Origin of the sequence: Desulfomonile tiedjei, from assembly GCA_016212925.1 — a bacterium.
In the GTDB taxonomy this organism is placed as follows: Bacteria; Desulfobacterota; Desulfomonilia; order Desulfomonilales; family Desulfomonilaceae; genus JACRDF01.
Window position 1 is genome coordinate 157,065 of record JACRDF010000043.1, and the last position, 22,530, is coordinate 179,594.

At 54.1% G+C, this 22,530-nt stretch carries 19 protein-coding genes; 10 read left to right on the top strand and 9 right to left on the bottom strand.

Annotated elements, in window-relative coordinates; translation table 11 throughout:
• Nucleotides 1-72 precede the first annotated feature (72 nt).
• The gene (locus HY913_18395) at nucleotides 73-885 is read right to left on the bottom strand and encodes a 4Fe-4S binding protein (GenBank protein MBI4965252.1); all 813 of its coding nucleotides are present in this window, start codon (nucleotides 883-885) and stop codon (nucleotides 73-75) included.
• Nucleotides 886-1,319: 434 nt separating this feature from the next.
• Here HY913_18395 and HY913_18400 point away from each other — a divergent pair, with 434 nt between their 5' ends.
• Genes HY913_18400 through HY913_18410 form a run of 3 tightly spaced genes read left to right on the top strand, consistent with a single transcriptional unit; the run spans nucleotide 1,320 to nucleotide 3,277 of the window.
• On the top strand, nucleotides 1,320-2,003 hold the full coding sequence (locus HY913_18400) for a Crp/Fnr family transcriptional regulator (protein MBI4965253.1): 684 nt from the start codon (nucleotides 1,320-1,322) through the stop codon (nucleotides 2,001-2,003).
• Between the two features lie 20 nt (nucleotides 2,004-2,023).
• Entirely contained in the window at nucleotides 2,024-2,836 is an 813-nt protein-coding gene (locus HY913_18405; GenBank protein MBI4965254.1) for a TIGR02757 family protein, read from the top strand.
• A gap of 36 nt (nucleotides 2,837-2,872) precedes the next feature.
• The gene (locus tag HY913_18410) at nucleotides 2,873-3,277 is read left to right on the top strand and encodes a Rieske (2Fe-2S) protein (GenBank protein ID MBI4965255.1); all 405 of its coding nucleotides are present in this window, start codon (nucleotides 2,873-2,875) and stop codon (nucleotides 3,275-3,277) included.
• A 988-nt stretch (nucleotides 3,278-4,265) separates the two neighbouring features.
• Here HY913_18410 and HY913_18415 read toward each other — a convergent pair.
• Complete coding sequence (locus HY913_18415; protein MBI4965256.1) at nucleotides 4,266-4,526, bottom strand: acyl-CoA dehydrogenase family protein; 261 nt, start codon at nucleotides 4,524-4,526, stop codon at nucleotides 4,266-4,268.
• 58 nt (nucleotides 4,527-4,584) lie between these two features.
• The gene (locus HY913_18420) at nucleotides 4,585-5,013 is read right to left on the bottom strand and encodes a winged helix-turn-helix transcriptional regulator (GenBank protein MBI4965257.1); all 429 of its coding nucleotides are present in this window, start codon (nucleotides 5,011-5,013) and stop codon (nucleotides 4,585-4,587) included.
• Nucleotides 5,014-5,741: 728 nt separating this feature from the next.
• Between HY913_18420 and HY913_18425 the strand changes: the two genes are divergently transcribed.
• From HY913_18425 to HY913_18450, 6 genes are all read left to right on the top strand, one after another.
• Nucleotides 5,742-6,077, top strand: coding sequence for a winged helix-turn-helix transcriptional regulator (locus tag HY913_18425; GenBank protein ID MBI4965258.1), 336 nt, complete (start codon nucleotides 5,742-5,744; stop codon nucleotides 6,075-6,077).
• Nucleotides 6,078-6,094: 17 nt separating this feature from the next.
• Complete coding sequence (locus tag HY913_18430) at nucleotides 6,095-6,277, top strand: hypothetical protein (protein ID MBI4965259.1); 183 nt, start codon at nucleotides 6,095-6,097, stop codon at nucleotides 6,275-6,277.
• Nucleotides 6,278-6,289: 12 nt separating this feature from the next.
• On the top strand, nucleotides 6,290-6,550 hold the full coding sequence (locus HY913_18435; GenBank protein ID MBI4965260.1) for a hypothetical protein: 261 nt from the start codon (nucleotides 6,290-6,292) through the stop codon (nucleotides 6,548-6,550).
• 34 nt (nucleotides 6,551-6,584) lie between these two features.
• Nucleotides 6,585-6,953: a rhodanese-like domain-containing protein gene (locus HY913_18440; protein MBI4965261.1), complete on the top strand. Its 369-nt coding sequence runs from the start codon at nucleotides 6,585-6,587 to the stop codon at nucleotides 6,951-6,953.
• Between the two features lie 39 nt (nucleotides 6,954-6,992).
• Complete coding sequence (locus tag HY913_18445) at nucleotides 6,993-8,345, top strand: thioredoxin family protein (GenBank protein ID MBI4965262.1); 1,353 nt, start codon at nucleotides 6,993-6,995, stop codon at nucleotides 8,343-8,345.
• A gap of 91 nt (nucleotides 8,346-8,436) precedes the next feature.
• Nucleotides 8,437-8,688 (top strand): hypothetical protein, encoded by a 252-nt coding sequence (locus tag HY913_18450; protein MBI4965263.1) that lies wholly within the window; start codon nucleotides 8,437-8,439, stop codon nucleotides 8,686-8,688.
• Between the two features lie 41 nt (nucleotides 8,689-8,729).
• Here HY913_18450 and HY913_18455 read toward each other — a convergent pair whose 3' ends face one another.
• A complete protein-coding gene (locus HY913_18455; protein MBI4965264.1) occupies nucleotides 8,730-9,221 on the bottom strand; it encodes a DUF192 domain-containing protein in 492 nt (163 codons plus the stop codon).
• 320 nt (nucleotides 9,222-9,541) lie between these two features.
• Between HY913_18455 and HY913_18460 the strand changes: the two genes are divergently transcribed.
• Nucleotides 9,542-12,841, top strand: a complete 3,300-nt coding sequence (locus HY913_18460) for a DEAD/DEAH box helicase (protein MBI4965265.1) — start codon at nucleotides 9,542-9,544, stop codon at nucleotides 12,839-12,841.
• Nucleotides 12,842-13,231: 390 nt separating this feature from the next.
• On the opposite strand, the gene HY913_18465 is transcribed toward HY913_18460, so the two are convergent.
• The 5 genes from HY913_18465 to HY913_18485 form a co-directional block, all read right to left on the bottom strand.
• Nucleotides 13,232-14,677, bottom strand: a complete 1,446-nt coding sequence (locus HY913_18465; protein ID MBI4965266.1) for a hypothetical protein — start codon at nucleotides 14,675-14,677, stop codon at nucleotides 13,232-13,234.
• A 324-nt stretch (nucleotides 14,678-15,001) separates the two neighbouring features.
• A complete protein-coding gene (locus HY913_18470) occupies nucleotides 15,002-16,678 on the bottom strand; it encodes a trypsin-like peptidase domain-containing protein (GenBank protein ID MBI4965267.1) in 1,677 nt (558 codons plus the stop codon).
• Nucleotides 16,679-16,933: 255 nt separating this feature from the next.
• On the bottom strand, nucleotides 16,934-18,178 hold the full coding sequence (gene amrB, locus HY913_18475; protein ID MBI4965268.1) for an AmmeMemoRadiSam system protein B: 1,245 nt from the start codon (nucleotides 18,176-18,178) through the stop codon (nucleotides 16,934-16,936).
• A 457-nt stretch (nucleotides 18,179-18,635) separates the two neighbouring features.
• The gene (gene rpoD / locus HY913_18480) at nucleotides 18,636-20,414 is read right to left on the bottom strand and encodes an RNA polymerase sigma factor RpoD (protein MBI4965269.1); all 1,779 of its coding nucleotides are present in this window, start codon (nucleotides 20,412-20,414) and stop codon (nucleotides 18,636-18,638) included.
• A 185-nt stretch (nucleotides 20,415-20,599) separates the two neighbouring features.
• Nucleotides 20,600-22,360, bottom strand: a complete 1,761-nt coding sequence (locus tag HY913_18485; GenBank protein ID MBI4965270.1) for a DNA primase — start codon at nucleotides 22,358-22,360, stop codon at nucleotides 20,600-20,602.
• Between the last annotated feature and the right edge of the window lie 170 nt (nucleotides 22,361-22,530).

The window sequence follows — 22,530 nt, forward strand, 5'->3', positions numbered from 1 at the left end:
GACTTAAGTCAAGGGCTGAAAAATTTTTCATTTTTTTTGGGGTTGGCCCACTTCGAGCGCCGCGGCTGCCGTTTACTCGCCATCCTTCCGAAAAGGACGTTCGCAGAGAAAGCTGATGCCTGTACGGTTGATTATCTCGCCAAAACGTTCCCCATGAGTATTGTGATTCAGATAATGCTGCAAGCAATCTTCTACAAGTCTCAACACCTCATTTTTTGGGTAAATGCCGGGAAGCTCCGTTGCCAACTGAGGGTGTCGGCCGAGTTTCCCGCCGAGCATGATCCGGTAACCTTCGGGGTCCTTCTCGAGGGTGGAGGATGGACAGACCGCGACGCACTGGCCGCATGCCACACATTTTTCGGGGTCTACCACCGGTTTGTCGGCCTCGTCGGACAATTGCACGGCCTGTTCACGGCAGATTTCAACGCACGCGCCGCACTGCGTACAGGCTTCTTGGCCCAAACGCGGCCGCACAGCGCCCACAAGCCCAAGGTCCGCGATTTGCGGACGAGAACAGGCATTGGGACAGTCCGAAACGGATACGCGGAATTCATGGTGCACTTTTAACGGACCCTGGACGTGCTGTTTCAGGAACTCGCGCAAGTCCTTCCCTGCGATCAGCTCCTCCAATTTCCGGACCAGGTCGTCGTCCACGACCGCGCGATTAGGACAGCCTCCCGGGCCGAAACAAGTCTCCACCTGATAACCCTTGACCTCATCCTCCATGTTGCTGAGGAATCTTTTCTGGCAAGCTTTTACATGTTCCAAGGTCACCTCGTTGCCCCCGCTGCGCGTTGCCTCTTCCTCGACCCTTTTCCTGACGCGTCTCCGGACAAAGAAAGGGACCCTGGACACTGCTTCCTCTGCCTGTTTGCTCCACTTCATCAATCCACCTCATATCTAAGGCCTGACCCATCATTTAGTGCTTCCAGGTCGGCCTCTTGTTTTGTGGGGCAAGCTCGAAGGAGCCTTCTCAAAACTGGAAAACCCCTGCAACCTGTGTCATGTGTTGTAGGGGCGGTTCGTGAACCGCCCGGAACCAGGGCGCTTCTCGAAGCGCCCCTACATGGAAAATCCTATCCTTCAGGTTTTGAGACAGCCTCGGAAAGCCTGCCCCACGGATCACTTGCATGGCCAACTATGATGCTGCCATCAGTAGTTGGATGGTTACTTACTGTCTTTCGTGTTCCTTGACTTTTTTGACCAATCCTGATTTGCCTTCATTGATTGTAAGCCACCACGTATGCATAATTTAACAATTTCGAAAGCACGATGCTTTGACTTAAGTCAATCTCGATCGCTTGCCGGGGTATCGCAACATGACATTGATTGAACAGATTTCCGCCATACCATTGTTCGAAGGTTTGCCTCCGGATCAACAAGGCGATCTGGCTAACATTGCCGTGAGCAAACCATTCTCGCGCGGTCAGACGGTTTTTTCGGAAGGTGAGCCCGGAATCGGGTTCTACGTGGTATCAACAGGCCGGGTCAAGATTTTCAAACTTTCGGCCGAGGGCAAGGAGCAGATCCTGCACATCTTCGGCCCTGGTGAACCTTTCGGTGAAGTCCCGGTTTTCGAGGGTCGCCGTTTTCCCGCACACGCGGTAGCTCTCGAAGACAGCCGTTTCTTGTTCTTTCCCAGACCTGCGTTCATGGACCTGATCAAGAGGAATCCGTCCGTCGCGCTGAACATGCTGGCGATTCTCTCCAGACGCCTGCGCAGATTCACGGTGCTGGTGGACAACCTATCCCTGAAAGAAGTCCCGGGAAGACTTGCAGCTCACTTGCTCTACCTTAGCGAAAGGCAAAAGGGCGCGGATGAAGTCAGCCTGGACCTGCCCAAGGGCCAGCTCGCAGGTTTTCTGGGCACAATACCTGAAACGTTCTCCCGCATTCTTGCTAAAATGGTCAAGCAGGAACTAATAACAGTCGATGGACCGCGCATAAAAATCCTGGACAAGGATGGCTTGTCCGACCTTGCCGAGGGAATAACCCGCCTGTGAGGGGCCTTTTAGGATTTGAGATGCCTGCAAGAGCTTGTAAAGAACGGCTCTCTGAGCTGTACCGGACTTACAACCGCCGGGAATTCGTGCATCCGGACCCGTTGGAATTCCTTTACGATTATGAGGATTTGCACGACCGCGAAATTGTGGGCCTCATTGCCTCGTGCCTCGCGTACGGAAACGTGCGTCAAATACTGAAAAGCGTCAAATCGGTCCTTGATCGCATGGAATCCCCGCAGAGTTTTTTAGAGAAAAAGTCCAAAGAACTGCTAATCGACACGTTTAAGGACTTCAAGCACCGGTTCACCACAGGTCTGGAACTTGCGACAATGTTGTACGGCGTCAAAAGAGTCGTGGAGCGCCATGGATCGCTCTGCAGTTGTTTCGCGAAGAGCTTGAGAGAGGAAGACGAGACAATTGTTCCGGCTCTTTGCGTATTCGTGAAGGAGCTTTCTGCGGTCTTCGACGGAAGGCCTCGAAGTCTGCTGCCGTCGCCTGAGGCCGGCAGCGCGTGTAAGAGGTTTAATCTTTTCATGCGCTGGATGGTCCGAAAGGATGCAGTGGACCCCGGAGGATGGGACTGTGTCCCGGCCTCGAAACTGGTGGTGCCGCTGGATGTGCACATGTACCGGATCAGCTCCGCGCTCGGATTCACAAAACGGAAACAGGCCGATTTGCGAACCGCGTTCGAGATCACAGCGGCGTTCAGGCAAATCGCTCCGGAAGACCCCGTGCGTTATGATTTTTGCCTCACACGGCTTGGGATCAGGGACGATTTGAGCCCAGCGGACTTTCTTGAATCGTGTAAGTTAGCTCCAGGCTCCCCCACTTAATCAGTCAACCTTGATCAGTCCAATGGAGGTTCTTCGATGTCGGTCGTCATAGGTTTTCTCAAGGCATTGGCGGGTATTTGTGACACTAAACCCCTGGACCCGGACCATTGGGAATTAAACGGCAACCAGGTCCTGGTGAAGATCAGAGAAATCCCGGAACTGCAAAGTCCGGGAGGAGCCGTCTATCTTCAAGGAAAGGGTCTTGTTTCGCCCGTTCTCATAGTCCGAGGTGATGGCGGTAATTATCATTGCTTTTCCAATCGTTGCACTCATATGGGCCGTAGGCTTGACCCGGTGAAAGGAAAACCTGAGATCCGATGCTGCAGTGTGGGGCACTCCACCTTCGACTATCAAGGCAATAAAATGCGAGGACCGGCAAAGAAATCGGTTCAGACATATGACTGTCACGTGGAAAATAACGACTTAGTGATAATGATCTGAATTGAAGCCTGGGTGGCACGGACCTGGGCTCCGCCAGGTCCGTGCCGGCGTTTTGGGAAAACAGTAAGGTTGTCCCCCGCATTGAACACCAAATTGAAAAGCGAGCCGATGGTAAGGTGAAGCTGAGAATCTGCCGAGTTATCTTGGCCATAAACTGAGAGGAAGCACGGACCTGGTAAGACCCAGGTCCGTGGCACCCAATACAGAAGGCATCTCTTGACAAAAGGGGCTACTGTAGCGGTTCTCGAAAGTAATCACGGATTGATTTGCGGGTGCCACTGCCGGGTTCATCTTGACTCGCCCCGTAATTTGCGGCGGCCAATAGGCCGCCCTACGTTTGTAGTCCCAGGCTTGGTGTCATCTCCCGTAGGGCGGCCTATTGGCCGCCGTTGACCCAGGCGCCACTGTGGGTTCATTCCGCGAAAACTTTTGAGAATCACTATAGTTGTTCTCAAAAGGTTTTCCGGAACGAGGTTGTCCCGCGTTGGCGGGAAAACCTCAAATTAATCCGTGTTTAATTTCCAGTAACTACTATAACAAGGTGCTGCTAAGACAGCATTGGGACTGTCTTGAAGTTCTGGTTTACTTGGATTCTTTGTCCTCGGTCTTCACTGTTTTGGTTCCCTTCTTAGTTGAAGACAGACAACCGCACCCGCATTTATCCTGCTCCTTTTCACTCATTCTTATCACCTCCTCTCTATCCGGAGTAATCACTTCTCTTTACTTTCCTTGAGGCGCTCTTCCACCCCTGCTAGTTCCTTGTTCAATTGGTCCCTGTAATTATCCAACCATTCCAATTCCTCTTTTGAAGAGAAGAAACGGCGGAAAGGGGGACGGCAGCAGCCACAAGTGCATCCCCCTATGCTTGAGGACCCATGCCATGATCCTGGTTGACACATTCTCAGTCACCTCACTTTCCAGTAAAGGCCGGCCGCTGAGGTCCTTGGGGGACTCTCATTCACCGCGTGTGCGGCCTTGAATGTTAGCGTTACAACCCCAATGCTGCCTTAGCAATATCTTGCCTGAGTAACTCGGATGTCTTGAAATGAAGCGTCAAGGTTTTCCTCTGAGCTTGGTAGATGATCGCACCCATGAGACCTGCTTCCGCGAGGGTCCGTATGCACTCCCAAGGGAACTCGCCACTGATATCTCTATCGGGCGCGTGAGGTGCTATGCGCTCTTTGGCAATTTGTTTGACAAGATCCTGAATTTCCAGGGATTCCCCAGCAGGATTCGCGTTCGTTTCCATGGTGACCTCCAGTCCAGTTAAGTTATTAAGTATATGCTAAACCACCGACGAAAAAAAATTATGCCTTTTCTCTCACCTTTTCCATACGGGTCCGTACCCTTCGCAGTTCTTCTTCAAGCTCCTGTTCCAGTTTCTTCAGGTATGCCAGATCTTCGTCGCTTGAACCGACTTCCTGGGCCACAGTCTGCTCCACTGCCCGGCAACTGTCTTCGCAGCCGCAACGGCAAACATCGGAAATCAGATCTCGACATTGCTCCAGCGCTAACGGGTCCACTTCGTACGGTATCCAGAAACCTTTCCGTTGGCTTCGAACCAATCCGGCGTGTCTGAGGATCTTGAGATGCTGGGACACCGCTGAGGGGGTTATGCCCAGAATCTGCGCCATCTCATTCACGCCCAAGGGTCCCCGCTGTTTTAGGATATCGATAATCCTGATACGGGATTCAACGCCAAGGACTTTGAACAGTTCAGCTTCCTTGTGGCACATGGGAACCTCATAATTTAGTGTCTACTAAATTACTTCATGAGTCCAGCCCATGTCAAGAGAATTTTTTTGGCCGACGGTAATAGTGTCAGTGGGAGGAGCGAAGCAATCTTCTCTGGTGGGACCCCACATTATAGCAGTCGCCACAATTTTTGACCTTTTGCACAGCCCGCGCTCTAAGTGTACCGGTGGCGGCCAGAGCCTGCCCCGGACCGCGATCCGGGGTCCCTCCCGGCCCGAACTAGTTGATTTGTATCCGAAAAATGTGCCGGCACGGAGAAACTGTCTCAAAACTGACGGTTTCGCGACCTCATCGGTAGGGGCGGTTCGTGAACCGCCCGAAATCAGGGCGCTTCTCGAAGCGCCCCTACCCGGAAATACGTTCGTTTTAGGTTTTTGAGACAGTCTCCGGAGGCCGGCACCTACCAATTTCCAATAGGCGCATGTCGTAATCGGACACTATCTTTGGCACTTGGTATAAAAGGTGGGACAGGCTTCCAGCCTGTCTATTGGAATGACCGGCAGGGTGCCGGTCCCACCAAAGAATGAAGATTGCTTCGCTCCGCTTTCCACCCGGGCCACAATGCCGGTATTGGGGCGCTGGCTACCGAATGGTTCCATCCGCGCACAAATTACTCTTGACAGACAATTAAGAACATCTCATAAATATATCAATGGTCATTTATGTATTAATTAGGTGAACGCGCCGGAAGAGAGTGGGAGAGGAAGCATTGCCCCCCAAAGAAAAAAACAACCCCCCGGTCTTCAATGGAAACCTCGGCGCCGTGGCCTTTGTCGGAAAGAGCCTCTCGGACGAAAACCGTCTTAGAATCCTTTTGTCTTTGGGAAACGGCAGGAAGACGGTTTCAACCATTGTGGAGGAGATGAATCTCTCCCAACCCCTGGTGTCCCACCACCTAAAGGAGCTGAGACGCTGCCTCCTTGTGAAAGTGGAGCGCAAAGGTCTGTTCGTGTACTACGAGATAGCCGACAAGAGAATCATGGACATAGTTAGGCAACTTGCGAACCTGGCAACGGATCTGCTGTCCAAAAGGGACACTTTCTAGCCTTTGGGGAAGAACACATGAGTAAGAGCACAATTCAACAACTCGTCGAATCCATGGATCCACGTGACGCGGCGCAGGAAATCGCCGATGCCGCGAAGAAACTGTTTCCCCTTCTGGGCGAAGAAGCACTCCGCGACTTCTTGGGGAAGCTCATCGAGGACAAGGGCCGGGACAAGGTCGCGGGCCTGGTCCACTTATGACTGGCCACATGCATGGACGAAGGTGTCGATCCAACAGCAATGTGCCGGAGTTTAGTGGAAAAAATCAGTCAGTCGGAGCAACTGCGATCGGTTACAGATCCGGAGATCCTGGTCCTGTTCGAGGACTGGCTGGAAGAACTGGAAAACGAGGCGGTAACGATAATCAAGCGTCGAGGCATCGTTACGCCCAAAGACCTTTCAAGTGAGCTGGGTTTATCGGAATCCGGCTCCATGTTCCTCATCACGAAGCTCAAGAGAGACGGCAAGATTTGAACAGCGAATTGATCTGGTGAAATTGGAGGGCAAGATGGCATTTGAAGTGAACCGGAAAAGACTTTGGCTCCCCCTCCTAGCGATCACGATTACCGTAGGAGTCCTCTGGTTCACAAACGGTGCGGTGACGCCAAAGGAACCAAGCTGGGACGATGTTGTTGCCGAATCCAGAGAAGGCGGCTATCGACTCATAAATGTCGATGAACTCAGACAACGCTATGAGGCGGACCCTCAGGGCACTTTACTGGTAGATACCCGCCAAGAGTGGGAATTCGCTATGGGCCACATCAAGGGGGCAATAAACTTCCCTATGGAACCCACGGCGTGGTCAAGATGGTGGAAAAAAGGTGAACTGGCAGCGGCACTCGGCCCTGACAAGAATCGTTTCATCGTATTCTACTGAGCAGGCCTCACATGAGTCCGCAGTGACTCTGCCGCCCGGGTGGCGGTGCAACTCGGTTACAAGAACGTATATCGTGATGCAAAGGGATTTCCCGAGTGGAAGGCAGCAGGCCTTCCCACTCAAAGCGTCCCGGTCAATCAGGCCAGATCCGTCTCGGAGCCGAAAGGCGCCGGTCCGCTGTACGGTTGGGCAATGCTCTGGACTTTGTTGGGAGTGTTCGCCGGCGGGCTGGCTCTCAACCTGACCCCGTGTGTGTATCCCTTGATTCCCATCACGGTCTCATATTTCGGCGGCAGGGCCGATCAGGGTCGCGGAAAACTGGCGGTTCACGGTTTGTTGTACCTCGGCGGTCTATCCGTGACGAACTCGGTGCTGGGCGCAGTGGCGGCTCTTACGGGGAGCCTGATGGGAGCTGCGCTTCAGAGCCCCATCGTGTTGGTGGTTGTCGCCGGTGTCCTGATTTTCTTCTCCACAAGCCTCTTTGGATTTTGGGAATTACAACTTCCCCAGAGTCTTACGAGCGCAGCATCCAAGTCTTACGCAGGATACTTTGGCACGTTGTTCATGGGCTTGACCCTCGGTGTGGTGGCAGCCCCGTGTTTGGGGCCTTTCGTATTGGGTTTGCTCACCTGGGTGGCAAGTATGGGAAGCCCCTGGTTGGGCTTTCTCATCTTCTTCACACTCAGCCTGGGTTTGGGCATACCGCTCTTTTTCCTGGCCATGTTCTCAGGGAGCCTGGAAAAGCTCCCCGGCTCCGGTGAGTGGATGCTCTGGGTAAGAAAGTTGATGGGATGGGTATTGGTCGGGATGGCTGCCTATTTTGTCAGGCCTCTTTTGCCGTCCCATGTCGGTGTTCTTGTGCTGGCAGGAGTGGCTCTGGCAGCAGGGTTGCACCTGGGATGGATCGCGAGTACCCACGCCGGTTTTAAGGCGTTCGGAGTAGTGAGAAACGTTGTCGGGGTAACCGGTCTGGTTGTGGGCGTATTCCTCATCGGTTCATTGCTGAAGGTCGGGCCTGGAGTCTCGTGGCAACCGTATTCCGATGAAGTAATGGAACAAGCCCGAAAGTCTCATAAGCCGGTGATCGTGGATTTCTCCGCCGCATGGTGTACGCCGTGCCGCGAGCTTGAGGACATTACCTTTCGTGATCCGGGAGTGGTGAAACAGGCTCAGGACAACTTCGTCATGGTCAAGGTTGACCTGACAACAAACGGAAACCCCTCGTACGAAAAACTGGTGACAAAGCATGCTGTCAAAGGGGTTCCGACGGTAGTTTTCTTTGACGGTCAGGGCCGCGAGCGTAATGACCTTCGATTGAATGGCTTCATCCCTGCGGATCAGTTCCTGAGCAGAATGACCGAAGCCAGGCAATCCTCGGAGTCGGGTTCGTAGAAATCTGTGAGATAGAAGGGAAAGAATCATGTTGAAAGTACGTTTTTTTCTAAATGAACCCAATGGCAAGCCTTGAAGACACTTCAAGGAAATGGCGTCCAGGTTGGGCGCAGGATACCCCATCGAAATCGACACCACATCGAAGCCTCGCGATGAATACCAAACCGACGACTGGGCTGAAACGGACCTGCCGTGCGCTCCGGCAGTCATGGTGGGCGAAGAGGTTCTGGTAGAAGGATCGGATGTTACAGAGGAGAAGCTGGTTGCCGAGATCAGGAAGCAACTGGGAATGGCTCCGCTGGAACCGGAGAAGAAAGGGATTCTCGGGCGGCTGTTCAAGTAAACAGTGGGACGGTGCGCTGAGGAATTATGCGCCAGGGGCCATCACTCCGGAAAGCCGAACCTCACTTTCTGTCCCGCTTTAATCTGGTTCCGTTTGCAGAAGCCGGCATTCACCTCCAGGCAATAGCGGCATGGGAACATGGAAGGGTAGATCTGGCCGGAGTTGGCCGGAATCTCCTCATACACCAATTTGATTGTTCCGTCGGAGTCGATCCAGATCGCGTCGATCGGGAACTTCATACCTTGCATGTGAATGGCGTATTGTCCGGGTACTGCAAAGTCCAAGAGCATTCCAAGATCGTCCGTTATCTTGTCCCAACCGAGCAGGCCCTGCCTTCGAGTCGCGTCCGAGTCGGCCACCACCGCACGGATGGTCACGCGGTTCAATGATATGGATATTGTGTGCAATTTCGGCCCCGAAACATTCGAATTGCCTGTTCTTTGAGTATCGTCTGCCGCGGCAACTCCGAAGGAAAGAGCAAGGATAATCACCAGTAGAATGGCATGTTCCGGACGCAATAGAGAAATAGTCATTGAGGTAACCCTTTAGTTACGCGTGTGGGGACAACCCTGTCTTTCCGAGGAGTGAAACGACGAAGCAATCTCGATTTTGGTGGGACCGTCCCGCGCGGAACGCGGGATTGCCGGTCATTCAAATTGACAGGCGATCCCGCCAGCGGCGGGACTGTCCCACCAAGGGAAATTGTTTCGGGCTTCGATTTCAAAACATTGAAGATCGTCCGATCTTCCTGAGGCCATGAGCCGACCCATAGTTGACACCCCGGACACCGGGGGATATTATCGACCCGCCTCGCAACATAGCATCAATCGGCCTATGACGACAGGATAGAACGGTGCTCGCCTCATTCCTGGAACAGCTTGCCCGCCGCGAAAACTTTGAGTGGAAACTGGTCCACCACGAAGTCCTGCCCGCGAAGCCACCTGAATTCGGGCAACTGCCTCCTGAGCTGCACCCGCAAGTGGTGGAGTTGATCAGGTCTTTCGGGATAGCATCGCCCTACTCGCATCAGGCCGAGGCCATCAGGCTTTCGTTGAGTGGCAAGAACGTTGTCCTGTCCACCAATACGGCCAGCGGCAAGACCCTGGCATATCAAGCGCCTGTCATAGACCGCCTCATCAAGGACCCCGAAGCTACCGCGCTTTTTCTGTTTCCGTTGAAAGCGTTAGAGAGAGATCAGAGAGACGCTTTCATTTCCCTGGCCGGCGACTCGGGCCTGAGCGCCGCGGTGTACGACGGGGACACCCCGGATTCGGAACGTCGTAAGATCAAGAGCCACCCTCCCCGTGTGCTTATTACCAACCCGGACATGCTCCACCTGGGGCTCCTGGCTTATCACGATTCTTGGAAGCAGTTCTTCGGCCACCTTGCTTGCGTGGTCCTGGACGAGGTTCACGCGTACAAAGGTATTTTCGGCAGCCACATATCGCAGGTGATCCTGCGGGTGCGCCGCGTGTGCGAATTCTACGGCTCGCGTCCACGCTTCATGGCCTGTTCGGCCACGGTGGCAAACCCTGGACAATTCGTGTCCAGGCTGATCGGCGAGGATGTCGCGGTCGTCAATAGTTCCGGCGCGCCATCTTCCGAGCGGCATTTTCTGTTCGTTAACCCTATTCTGAGCCCGTACACCGTGACTGCGCGACTCTTTACCCGAGCGCTCGCCTTGGGATTGAAAACCATCGTGTTTACCAGGGCACGCAAAATCACCGAACTCATCACCACGTGGGTAATGCAGGAATCCCCGCACTTGAGAGGCCGGATCAGCTCGTATCGCGCGGGCTTCCTGCCAGAAGAGCGCCGCGAAATTGAAACCAAACTCTTTTCCGGGAAAATGGACGGTGTGATCTCCACTTCAGCCCTGGAAATGGGAATAGATGTGGGAGGGCTGGACCTTTGCCTGCTGGTCGGATATCCCGGCACAATCATAAACACCTGGCAAAGAGGAGGAAGGGTCGGCCGAGGAGCAAGACCCAGCGCTATTGTCCTGATTGCGGGCAATGACGCGCTCGACCAATATTTCTTGAGGAATCCCTCGGACTTCTTTGGGAGGAACTGCGAAGAAGCGATCCTCGATCCTCTGAACAGCGAGGTCTTGAAGCGGCACATCCCTTGCGCCGCGGCCGAGAGACCCATAGCGCCCGAAGAGAAATGGGCTCAGCAACCGGAAGTTCAGCAGGTTCTGGAAGAACTGGAAGAAGCGGGGTCGCTCTATAAAGCAGCGATGGACGATTCCTGGCACTCCGTTTCCAGGCGGCCCCATTATGGAGTGGACCTGAGGAGCATCGGAGATTCTTATGCCATATTCCTCGAAGACGGCAAAACCCTGATCGGAAGCTCTTCCGGCGCACGCGCTTTCACGGAATGCCACGAAGGTGCGGTCTATCTTCACAGGGCGAAACATTACCTGGTTACAAAATTGGACCTGGAACGCCGAAACGTGCTGGTTCGGGCGGCAAAGCTTCAGTACTACACGCGCGCGCTTGCCGAGAAGGATACCAAAATACTCGGCGCGCCAATCAGGCAACAGGAATTCCCCGGATTTGTCATTCGAGAGGCTAGGCTCAAGGTTACCGAAAGAATAGTCGCGTACGAAAAACGCCGAACATCGGGCCAGGAGAAAATCGGCACTGTGGATCTTGACCTGCCTCCGTTGCACTTCGAGACCGTGGGCATCTGGATAGAAATCCCCGACCAGGTAAAGGAAACGATCAAGAAGATGGGCTTGCACTTCATGGGCGGCATACACGCAATGGAGCACGCGGCGATATCCATGTTCCCACTCTTCGCACTTTGCGACAGGGATGACATTGGCGGTATCAGCACCCCCGAGCATGAACAAGTCTGCCGTGCGGCGGTCTTCATCTACGACGGACATCCGGGTGGAGTGGGGCTCGCGCACCGGGCTTTCGACGTAATCGAAGAGCTGCTGGAAAAGACGCGACTCCTTGTCGAGAAGTGCCCGTGCGAAGACGGATGCCCGTCCTGCATTCATTCCCCCAAGTGCGGCTCAGGCAATCAGCCGTTGGACAAGAAGGCCTGCCTGGCAACACTTGAATTCCTTCTGAAGCCGGAAAAGATGCGGTCGGTTCCGGTGGTCAAGCGGTCTTCGAGCAAGGCAATTTTCCCGGATCTGGCCAGGGCCGCGGGAGGAAAACCGTTCACCGAAACCGAGGTTATAGCAGCCAGCAATTCCCGAGAGGGAGCAAGCGCCGGCGATGATGCCGAATTCGCATCTACAGAGGTAGGCTCCGGGAAACCGTCTCAAAACCCTAAAAAGGATACAATTCCGGGTAGGGGCGCTTCGAGAAGCGCCCTGATTTCGGGCGGTTCACGAACCGCCCCTACCGACAGGCCGGTAAAACCCTCAACCCTGAGACAGTTTCCCGGTGCCTGCCCTGGGCGGGCGCAGGGACCCGCCCCCACGTCTGGTTCATCGGCTCCCCGCAATAGGCCCACCGGTCCAAACACGTCACCAGGTTTGGGAAAAAATGAAAACAGTCCCCTCTCCCCCCGGGAGAGGGACAGGGTGAGGGCTCTCCATTCCAGTCAGGGCCCGGATCAGTCAGAGGGATCGGAGGCGGAGAGCGAACAATTGGCAAGCCCCAAGAAAAGAATCGTGGTCTTCGACCTGGAAACCCAGAAGTTGGCCCACGAGGTGGGAGGCTGGAAGAACATTTCCGCGATGCGTATGTCGGTTGGGGTCACTTATTCGGACGATGAGGGCTTCCTGACGTTTAGCGAGGACAACGTTGCAGGCCTCATTTCAGTGCTCCGGGCCGCGGACTTGGTGGTGGGATTCAACCATATTCGCTTCGATTACGAGGTGCTCAGAGCGTATTCGTCCGAGAACCTCAGGGCCCTGCCGAACCTGGATATGTTGCAGGAAGTGGAGGCCGCGCTGGGGCATCGCCTGAGCCTCGACCATCTTGCTAAATTCACCCTCGACAGCAAGAAAAAGGGGGACGGCCTGGATGCTGCCCGGTGGTTCAAGGAAGGAAAAATGGACCTTCTGGCGGAATACTGCCGCGAGGACGTGAGGATCACCCGAGACCTGTACTTGTTCGGCTTGACCAACGGATTTCTCTTGTACCAGAAAAAAGACCTGACCAAAGCCCGAATCAAAGTCAAATGGTAACATTTGTCACTCTCTTGTGGGGCAGGCTTTCCAGCCTGCCTGTCCCAAATACCAATAATAATGGCAGGCTGGAAAGCCTGCCCAACACAAAACAACCCAATCCTAGCCAAAAAAAGCAATGTTTCCTTAAGGTCATGGGCCTGTAAGGGCACGGCATGCCGTGCCCCTACCTATTCTCTGCGCTCTCTGCGTTCTCTGCGGTGAGATTCTGTAGGTTTGCAAAAGAAAACGGCGCGTAGGATGTGGTGAGCGAAGCGAACCGCATCGGTCGAGAAAAGGCCGCGAGCGATGCGGTTCACTTTATTCACCGCATCCTACGGGAGATACAAAAGAAAAAGGAGCGCTCAATTGAGGCGCTCCTCTTTTTTTTCGGCTTAATTCTGCCGGCGGTTAGAAATGGATTCCGCCGTTGATCCCTAATGTCATGCCGCCCGGATTAAACGAGGTATTGACCGCGTCGAGTTGATAGGTTAGGGCGTTGGCCCACATGTAGTCCACGGAACCCTTGACGTACGCAGCGCCGTAACCCAATTCCAGGTCGCTTCCCACAAATGCGCCGTAGTGAGCGCGCCAGTCCTTGATTTCATTGCTTATGGCGAACACCGGGGTTCCTGGTGGTAGGTTCGGGCCCAGGGCGGTGTACGACCGATTCTCGATAAGCTTGTAATAAGTGGGCATAAACGCCGTTCCTAACGTTACCCCGATGCGGCCCAATCCGTATAACGGCACCCAGCTTCTGCCGCCTATCCTGGTCTCATACACACTGATGTCCGCTCTGGCGCTCACGGTTTCCTGAATACTCTCGGCAGGAATCGAGTCATCTAATTGCGTGGAAAATTGACGGTTCGGGAATATGCCGCGCAACGGGCTGTTGGGTGTGACTTGGTAAATGTGGGCCGGGGTGTCACCTATAATGTTGTCCGACGAAAAGAAACTGCCTACAGGCCATGCGGAATCATGGTCCGAAACGAATGGGAACGTGTCTATAATGAGAGTGCGACTCACTTGGCCCGGAATAACATTAGACAATCCAACTGAGTTGTCCACATTGAACCACGAAAACCCGTAGAATATGTCAAAATAGTTGTACAGTTGATATCCTGCCTCAAAAGTGGGGCTCCAGAGCTTTGGTCCGGCTTGCCGGTTGATATCCGGAGTGGTATTTACAAGGAATGCCAAGCTGTCGTCCAAAATCACTTGAAGTGTGACCTGCGTCGTGCCCACAATGCTGTTCGGATTGTCCACCTGAACGGTCGCATCGTTCAGGGAAAAGCTGCCGATATGGCCGGGGACGATTAATCCGTTACAGCAATTTGCAGATGAGACGAAGAACGTCTGCCGCCCGAGTTCCGGCGTGGGAATGCCGCCTGTAATATAGGTCCAGGCCTGGTCGGCAGGTCCACATGCAGCGACTGCCGGCGGGCCAGCACAACCAATTTGAACGCCTGGGGCCGGATCCACTGGGCCGGAAAGGTAACCGTTGTCATAAAGCCACCGCAGCGGGTCACCGGCTGGTCCGTTTGTTCCAGTAAAACCTTCTCTGCCTGTCCCTACACCAAAATTTCCTGATGTAAGAGGCCCGAAAAGAGGCGTACCGGCTGCGAATGTGAGTGTCTGCGGCCCGCCGGATACGTCGAACCTGAGGGATTCGACGCTCCTGTACCTGACGCCGGCTTGAAAATAGAAACGCCCGGCCATGAGAGTAGGAGTCCCTGGAGGCGACGGAACAAACGGAGGCTGAATGAACTCCTGTGCGCCGGCCACGGCTACGGCGGCCAGCGAGGAAGCGATTATCAGCAGACAGATGAAAGTGGATATATGGCCACGGCGTTTCATGTCTAGTCTCACCTTACTTTGTCGCGATTGTTTGGAAATGACTCCAACATCATCAGATTCCGGGTGAACCCTTATGCCTTGGACATTTATATCATTTGTGAAGCTATTTGTCAAATAATAAATAGATGTTATATTAAATATCTAGAAAATGGTTTAGATAAATGAGAATGGAGACTCCTGGAGCCCTTCTTGGCAAGCGTCCTGAAAACGTGAGGAAGGCTTTCCAGCCTGCCATCATTGACATTTGGGACAGGCAGGCTGGAAAGCCTGCCCCACAAAGACAATTCACCCCTAGCAAGACTGACAGGTCGTTATGTTTGAAGCCTACTCCGTAAAGTCTCCTGGGGTCTTCATGTACAGGATGCCGTACTTTTCCTGGATCTGGCGATCCAGTTCCGCGGCCTTTTCCAGATCGACCGGCAACTGAACATCCGTGCGAATCTGTAGTAGAAGGCGCTTTTTGCCTTGCTTCGCGGCCGACTGTATGGCGCTGTAAAGGTGGGCAATGTTCAGCACATCCTCCCCGTCTACCTTTTCCACTCTTTTCAGGAAAGGAGCGGTGTCTACGAGGCCATATTCAGGGAAGATCTCTGAAACGATCACTATTTTCTGGTGAGGAAGCTTGGGAAACTCGTCTACATATTGCGAGCGGAAAGTCTCCCCTGATTTCCCGAGATTATCAATGCAATTCAGGGTCAGCTCGACAAAACCGATTCCGCCGTAGATGAAATAGTTGGCCTTGGTGAAGATCCGAGGGACAAGCCTGGGGAGCCCGTGCGGCACATTGCCGCTGATCTCCTGGGCCTTTCCTTCTCTGATTATTTTCAAGGTTAGCGGGTCCCCTGCCCTCTTCCTGTTAAGGATTTCCCCGAAGAAGACGTTCTGGCCCAATGGTTTGAAGAAGACCTCGCCAAAGTTGTCAATCTCATGCCCATCGATCTGCACGAGGATGTCGTTGGTTCGCAAGCCGAATTTGTACGGCCCGCCTCCCGGTATGGTATATGCCAGCAGGACCCCTCCCTGCTCCTTGTCCAGGCTGTAATAGTCCTTCAACCCCGGGAAAAGATGCTGGATGAGCCAGTCCCACTGCGGAATGACAGCGTTCCCCGGCAGCAAAGGGACAAGATGCTTAACCAGGTTGATAGGGATGAAGTAATTGATTCGGTCACTGGTCTGCATGCCTTGGAACGCGATGCCCACTGCTTTGCCGTCCATGAGGACCGGTCCACCCGAATTGCCTCGATTCTGTTGCAGAGAGGCCTGCACCATGAGCCATTGATCCTGGGAATACACGTAGCGGCTGACTTCGATCCGGCTGATTTCTCCTTGTTCGGACTTGCTCAACCGTTCTCCGCCAAGAGGAAAGCCCCATCCGAGGACCTTGTCACCGATGCGCAGCATGTCGCTGTCACCCAGTTGCAAGGGGACGACCTTCCCATTGTGATCTTCGTAGGTCTCCAACTCTTTCTCATCCATTTGAAGGACTGCGAAGTCGGCCGAATCGCATACAATAATAGGTTTAACGTCATAGCGTCTCTTTTCTCGGCCGTTGGAAACCTTGATGCTCTGGGCCATGGAGACCGCGTGGGCATTCGTGAGAATAAGGCCTTTCTTGCCGGGGAAGATCTTTTCATCCTCGAAGAAGAAAGCGCTCCCTTTCACGTTGGCGAAATCAGGGCTCTTCCAGGGTTTGTGATAGTATCCGGAATTCTTGACCGTAAAAACGCGCAAGACTTGCGTCTCGATAGAAGCGACTTGCTGATCCGCGGAGCAGAAAGAAACCGAATGAAATGAAAGGAGCAACACCAGTCCCATTACCAACAAGGAGCACCAATTAGGGCTCCAACGGGAAGCGTTGTCGGGCGCGGTATGCGTAAGGGCACGGCATGCCGTGCCCTTACCATGATCATCCAAAGACACGTACGGTTTGGCCGGTCGTTTGGTCCTACCGGTTGCCGGAATTCTTGTCTGAATCACATCGGAGGCACTATTCAAAGTCATCGTTTTCACACCACCTATGCCAACCACCACATTACGGCGGGCACAGCCCGCCCTACGGGAAACGCGTCCCGTCGAATCGTAGGGCGGGCCGTGCCCGCCGACTGCTGCTGATAATAGATTCGACTGGAGCATGTTATCGGACATCTTTTGGGGCAACTGTCATAGAGGCCCCAAAAGCATTTGAAGACGGTATTTCATTGTTTCCAGACTCCAGAAGCCGGATTTGGCCTGCCTCAGTATAGTTCCGTGGAGATTCTAATGGAAGATCATTGATGTGAAGCTGACAAAGGAATTTTTGTCGTCCACCAGGGCATGATCCAGGGCGAGCAGCTTCCCTTGAGATGCCTCCATGCACGACAGCATCGTCGTGATGGGCGGGAAGCCGCAGATGCGCCTTGCATCGTTCTCCTCGGCCACACCCCTGATGAATGCGTCCAGATCAACGCGCTCCAGGCTTTGGATCAGCTTCCTGTCCTTTTCCAGGGCCTTACTAACCGTCCCCTGGTGCGGAACAAACCGATCCCCATACCTTGGGCCGATATGATCGAGGTCTGCGCTGGCCACGAAACAGATTGATTTGGAACTCCTGCGGCAAACCTCCTTCAGCGCGCTGCAAAACCGCTCCACGATCTCACGATCCCGGGAAAAAGCCCGGTCATCACCGAACAAATGGTGCGAAAAAGAACAAAGGAAAGGCACGATCTTGAACGGCCGCCTGCCCGCGAACAGGTATTGAAGAAAGATGGCTTGGAATTCTATGACGTGCTCGGTCGCGTGCATGATCTCTTCGGCAGCTACATCGCAGCCCATCAATTCGGACAGCTCGTGAATCATTTCCCGATCGGTCTCCACCGTCCCGAGGGGCGTCCGGAAGTCGAGGGTTGTGGCGGTGAAGCATTGTTGCAGACCCGCGTGGCCGGTGCCGAAAATCACGTACACATCTGACGGTTGGCCTTGCGCCAATGCGTGGTAACCTGCGGCGAAACAGCTTCCGCCTGCCCGTATGTCTATGTGAGGGGCTATCAGCCCTACCGGGCGCCTCGCATCCGAATAAAAATCAGGAATTCCAGGGCCGTTCTCCCGGACAAAAAAATCGCGAAGCTCCTCTTGCAGTTCCTGAGCATCGGCACTGTAACTCATTCCAGAATGAGACGCGGGCCGAAAAGGTTTGCAGCGATATTCAGCGACCTTTCTGGCAAAAGCCTCCTGGAAGACCTCGCCCTCCAATAGAAACCCTTCCGTCAGAACTTTGACAACGGCTTTTATGTCGTCCAAAAAGACAAGGCGGCCGGTTCTCCGTGTCAACTCCTCCTGAATGTCCCTGAGCGAGTGCCTTCCATCCATCATCGCAACTATGGGCAAAGCTTCCGGCTGAAGGCATATCACCTGGTCCTTGAGCTGCAAGGGGTCCTTCAGACCGACCACGGTCCTTCCATTCACGGCCAGTTGGACGGGCTCAATGTTGCGGAGTCTGGGTTTGAGGTCGCTTTCCGGGTCCAATATTTTAGCGCTCTTAGTTGGGAATTGCGGTTATGTGCAACCGTTAGCTGAAGACACCCACCCTTCGGGCACGGCACGCCGTGCCCCTACAACTCAATTCGCCGGCGGGGTGTTTGGTAGGGGCACGGCGTGCCGTGCCCGCTTGATACCAACTTCCATGGTGGCGAGCGCCACAACGAATTATGAAGACGCCCGTAGCGCCGGCATCTTGCCAGTTGCCTTCGAGGCGTTTCCATGGGAATGCGGTGTCAAGGAAGTGAATTGCGGGAAGGATCAATTTCGATTGCTGGGGTGCCGTCGCCGATGCAATCTCCATGGTGGGACAGGCTTCCAGCCTGTCTATTAGAGTGACCGGCAAGATGCCGGTCCCACCGAAGATGGGATTGCGTCGTCGTTTCGCTCCTCGCAATGACAGATACCCGACAATTCGTTGCCTAACTGAATAGTTACGTCTCGCTCAGCCCTCGATGAACGGTCTCAGCCGCTTGCTCCGCGACGGATGTCTCAGCTTCTTGAGCGCTTTGGCCTCGATCTGCCGGATTCGCTCTCGAGTCACGTCGAAGTCTTGCCCGACTTCCTCAAGAGTATGATCCGCGCGCTCCCCGATTCCGAATCGCATGCGGAGGACCTTCTCCTCGCGGGGCGTCAAGGTGGCAAGAACTTTGCGCGTCTGCTCCGTAAGGCTCATGCCGACCACTGCGTCGGAGGGTGAAAGGATCTTTTTGTCCTCGATAAAATCCCCCAGATGGGAGTCCTCTTCCTCTCCGATCGGGGTCTCGAGGGATATGGGCTCTTTGGCTATTTTTAAGACCTTACGCACCTTTTCCAAGGGAAATTCCATCTTTTCCGCGATTTCCTCGGGAGTGGGTTCCCGGCCATACTCTTGCACCAGGTACCTCGAAGTGCGAATCAGCTTATTTATTGTCTCGATCATATGGACCGGGATGCGAATGGTTCGCGCCTGATCTGCAATGGCTCTGGTGATGGCCTGTCGAATCCACCAGGTGGCGTAAGTGCTGAACTTGTAACCGCGTTGGTACTCGAACTTATCCACCGCCTTCATCAGGCCTATGTTGCCCTCTTGAATGAGGTCCAGGAATTGAAGCCCGCGATTGGTGTATTTCTTAGCTATGCTCACCACGAGGCGCAAGTTGGCTTGGACCAGTTCGCTCTTGGCTCTCCTGGCAATGCGTTCACCTTCCAGGCAGGATTTTAGCGCGACCTTGAGATGCTCCTCGTCCATTCCGGCTTCAGCTTGCAACTTCTGGATCTTGCGAACGCCGTTCTCCAGCTTCTTGTCCAGGTCCAGAATCTTGGCGGGAGAGAAGTTCGTATGCTTCTTCAGCGGCTTTCTCTCATCCACCAGCCCTTTGAGGAACCTGATTTGTTCCCGTGCCTTGTCCGCGGGCATCTTCAATTCGTATTCAACACCGCGCAGCTCGTCTTGGGCCGCCTCCAGTTTTCGAACGAGGAATTTCAACTTGCCCGCTATGTGGTCAATCATGTTCGCATTTAGATTTATGTTCCTCAGGCAAGTGACAACCTGTTCCCTGCTCGCGACCAGATCGAGGTCAAGCTGCTCGACGGCAGTGGCCTCCGAACCCGGTCCCATGGCGTTTCGCTGACTTTGCAACCCTTGGTACCGGGCGTCGAACTCTTTCATCTCGTCGATAAGCTTGAGGACTTTCTCGACATGCGTCGTGTCGTCGCCATCCGGCATCTCTTCGTCTTCAAACCCGCGAATGACCTCTTTGAGCCGGATCGTTCCCTTCTGGAGTTTGTCACCCAGAGTAAGGACTTCCTTGATGGTCACCGGGCACCCGATAATAACGCTGAAGACCTGCTGCTCGCCCTGTTCAATCCTCTTAGCGATCTCGACTTCTCCCTCGCGGGTGAGCAGAGAAACGCAGCCCATTTCATGAAGGTACATTTTGACCGGGTCGTTCCCTCGGACTGCTGCCTCGGGGTCTGCGGCCAGATCCTCTTCTTCTTCTTCCTCGGATTTGTCTTCCTCGAGCTTGCGTGCCTTCTTGTCTGCGATAGGGATTTTCTTTTCGGACGCGACAAGCTCCACATTGAATTCGGTCATCATTTTCATGAGGAGTTCGTCTATTTCAGTTTCGCCTACCACATTGGACGGCAGATGTTCGTTGACTTCTCCATAGGTCAGATATTTCTTGTTCTTGGCAAGCTCAAAGAGATCTTTGAGTTCCGATCCTGTTTTCGGTTCGGCCATTAAAGGATGTCTCCTTCTCTAAGTGTTCGGTTCATCGCCGGGTCGGTGGGCCGTAAAACGGTCTCCGAATCGGCCGCCAATATCCCAGTGGCTTCTAAAGCTGAAAGCACGCCGGCACGCGTACACACAAAAAAGCCCACAGCACCGACTTTCAGATCACTGTCAGTTGTGCTGAATGCAAGCCGCTATTTGTGCAGGCGTCTACCGATGGTCCACAATTCCCGTGCGAGGTTGTTGTACTCTTCCTCGCCGGGCGCGCAATGATTCATCCTTTCTTGAATTTCAGCCTTACGTCGTTCCAGCTTCTTCAAGCGAATCCTGTCCAACGAGTGATCTATGGTCAAATCGCCGTCCACTTCCGGTCTGAGGTCATCCTCCTCGGGTTTGGGTCGCAGCCAGCCAGCCACCACAGACGCCAGCCGTTCGTCCTCCAGTGAAGTGGAGAACGCGACAGGTTCGAATCCGCCCATTTGCTCCCTAAATCTGACCATTCCGTGGGCAAGCGCGCTCAAGACGTTATCTTCCAAGTCTTTTAGCACACCGCTTTCCGTAACTCTGTCTATGAAGCCCTGCCTGAGCAACATGCCCCTTACAACGTTCCTTTCGTCAGCCGGAAAGTCGAATAGGCTCCTTTTTGACTCTGACCTGTCCTCACGATTTGCATGGCTCGCACCGGCCCCGGAACTGAGCATGCGGCGCAGTCGGTCTTCCCTTACCCTGATCCTGAAAGAAAACCTCTCTATAAGATAATCCCCCTCCTTGGAATCGGCAATCTCCCGCAGGACAGGAAGACACTCTTCCACAGCCAGATTTCTTCCCTGGAGGGTTTTCAAATCGTATTGAGCCTCGATAGCGTCCAGCAGAAAGTCTATCATTGACACGCTTGTGTCGAGCAGGGACCGAAAAGCATCCGTGCCCATGCTGTTGACCGCTTCGTCAGGATCTTTGTGCTGTTTCAGGATCAGGCAGCGAGGCTCGACACCCTCGGCAAGAAATAGAGGGATTGACCTCTTCACGGCCCGGATGCCGGCTTCGTCCGCGTCGAAAACGGTTATCACGTCATCACTGAACCGCTTGACGAGCCTGATTTGCTCGCGTCCCAACGCGGTCCCGAGAGGAGCGACGGTGTTTTCCATTCCTCTTATTCTTAGCGAAATCTGATCGAAATACCCTTCAACGATAATGACGCGGCCTTCTCTGCGTATAGCCTCCCTGGCCGAGTCAAGTCCGTAAAGGAGGCCTTTCTTATGAAAAAGGGGAGTGTCCGGAGAGTTAAGGTACTTTGGGTCTCCTTCGCCGAAGATGCGGCCTCCGAACGCTACGACCTGGCCGTTTAGGTCCCGGATCGGGATCATGATTCTGGATCTGAAGTGGTCGTAATAGCCGCCACCCGCACGCGGTCTGAGCACTCCGGCTGCAACCGCATCCTGAGGTTCCACCCCGGACCTTCGAAGGTGATCGCTAAGTCCCTCCCAGGAGTCAGGAGCGTACCCGAGCCCGAGCCGTTCGATCCATTCGGGGGGAAGGCCTCGATCGGCGAGATAGTCCGCAGCGGAGCGGTTGAACTTCAATTTATCGACAAAATAATCGTGGGATACTTCCAGGGCCCTGATCAAGCGCGCTCTTTGGGCTCCGGTCCGCCTGCCGCCTGCTTCCAGTTGAAGCGGCACCCCATAGCGTCGCGCCACTGTCTGAACCGCTTCGACAAAGGAGGTGTTCTCCATCTTCATTATGAAGTTGAAAACGCTCCCCCCCACACCGCAGCCGAAGCAGTAAAAAATCCCCTTTTGCGGCGACACGTAAAAAGACGGGTCCTTGTCACCGTGAAAAGGACAGAGTCCGCGGTAATCCTTCCCGGCCTTCTTCAACTCCACATGGTCGGAGATGACCTGAACGATATCCGCGGCCGCAGCCACTTCGGCAAGTTTTGACTCGGAAATGCGCATATAACTCGTTTCCGATCCCAGCGGAGGTCAGGGTTTAATGCAGATGAGCGTTCAAAGGATAAGAACCCGTTACGCTCGAATATCTCTCTTAAAAGCCAATGATGGCAGGCTGGAAAGCCTGCCCCAGTAACCATTCAGTCACGGGGTGGACGGCAGGGTCTTCTTTCGAT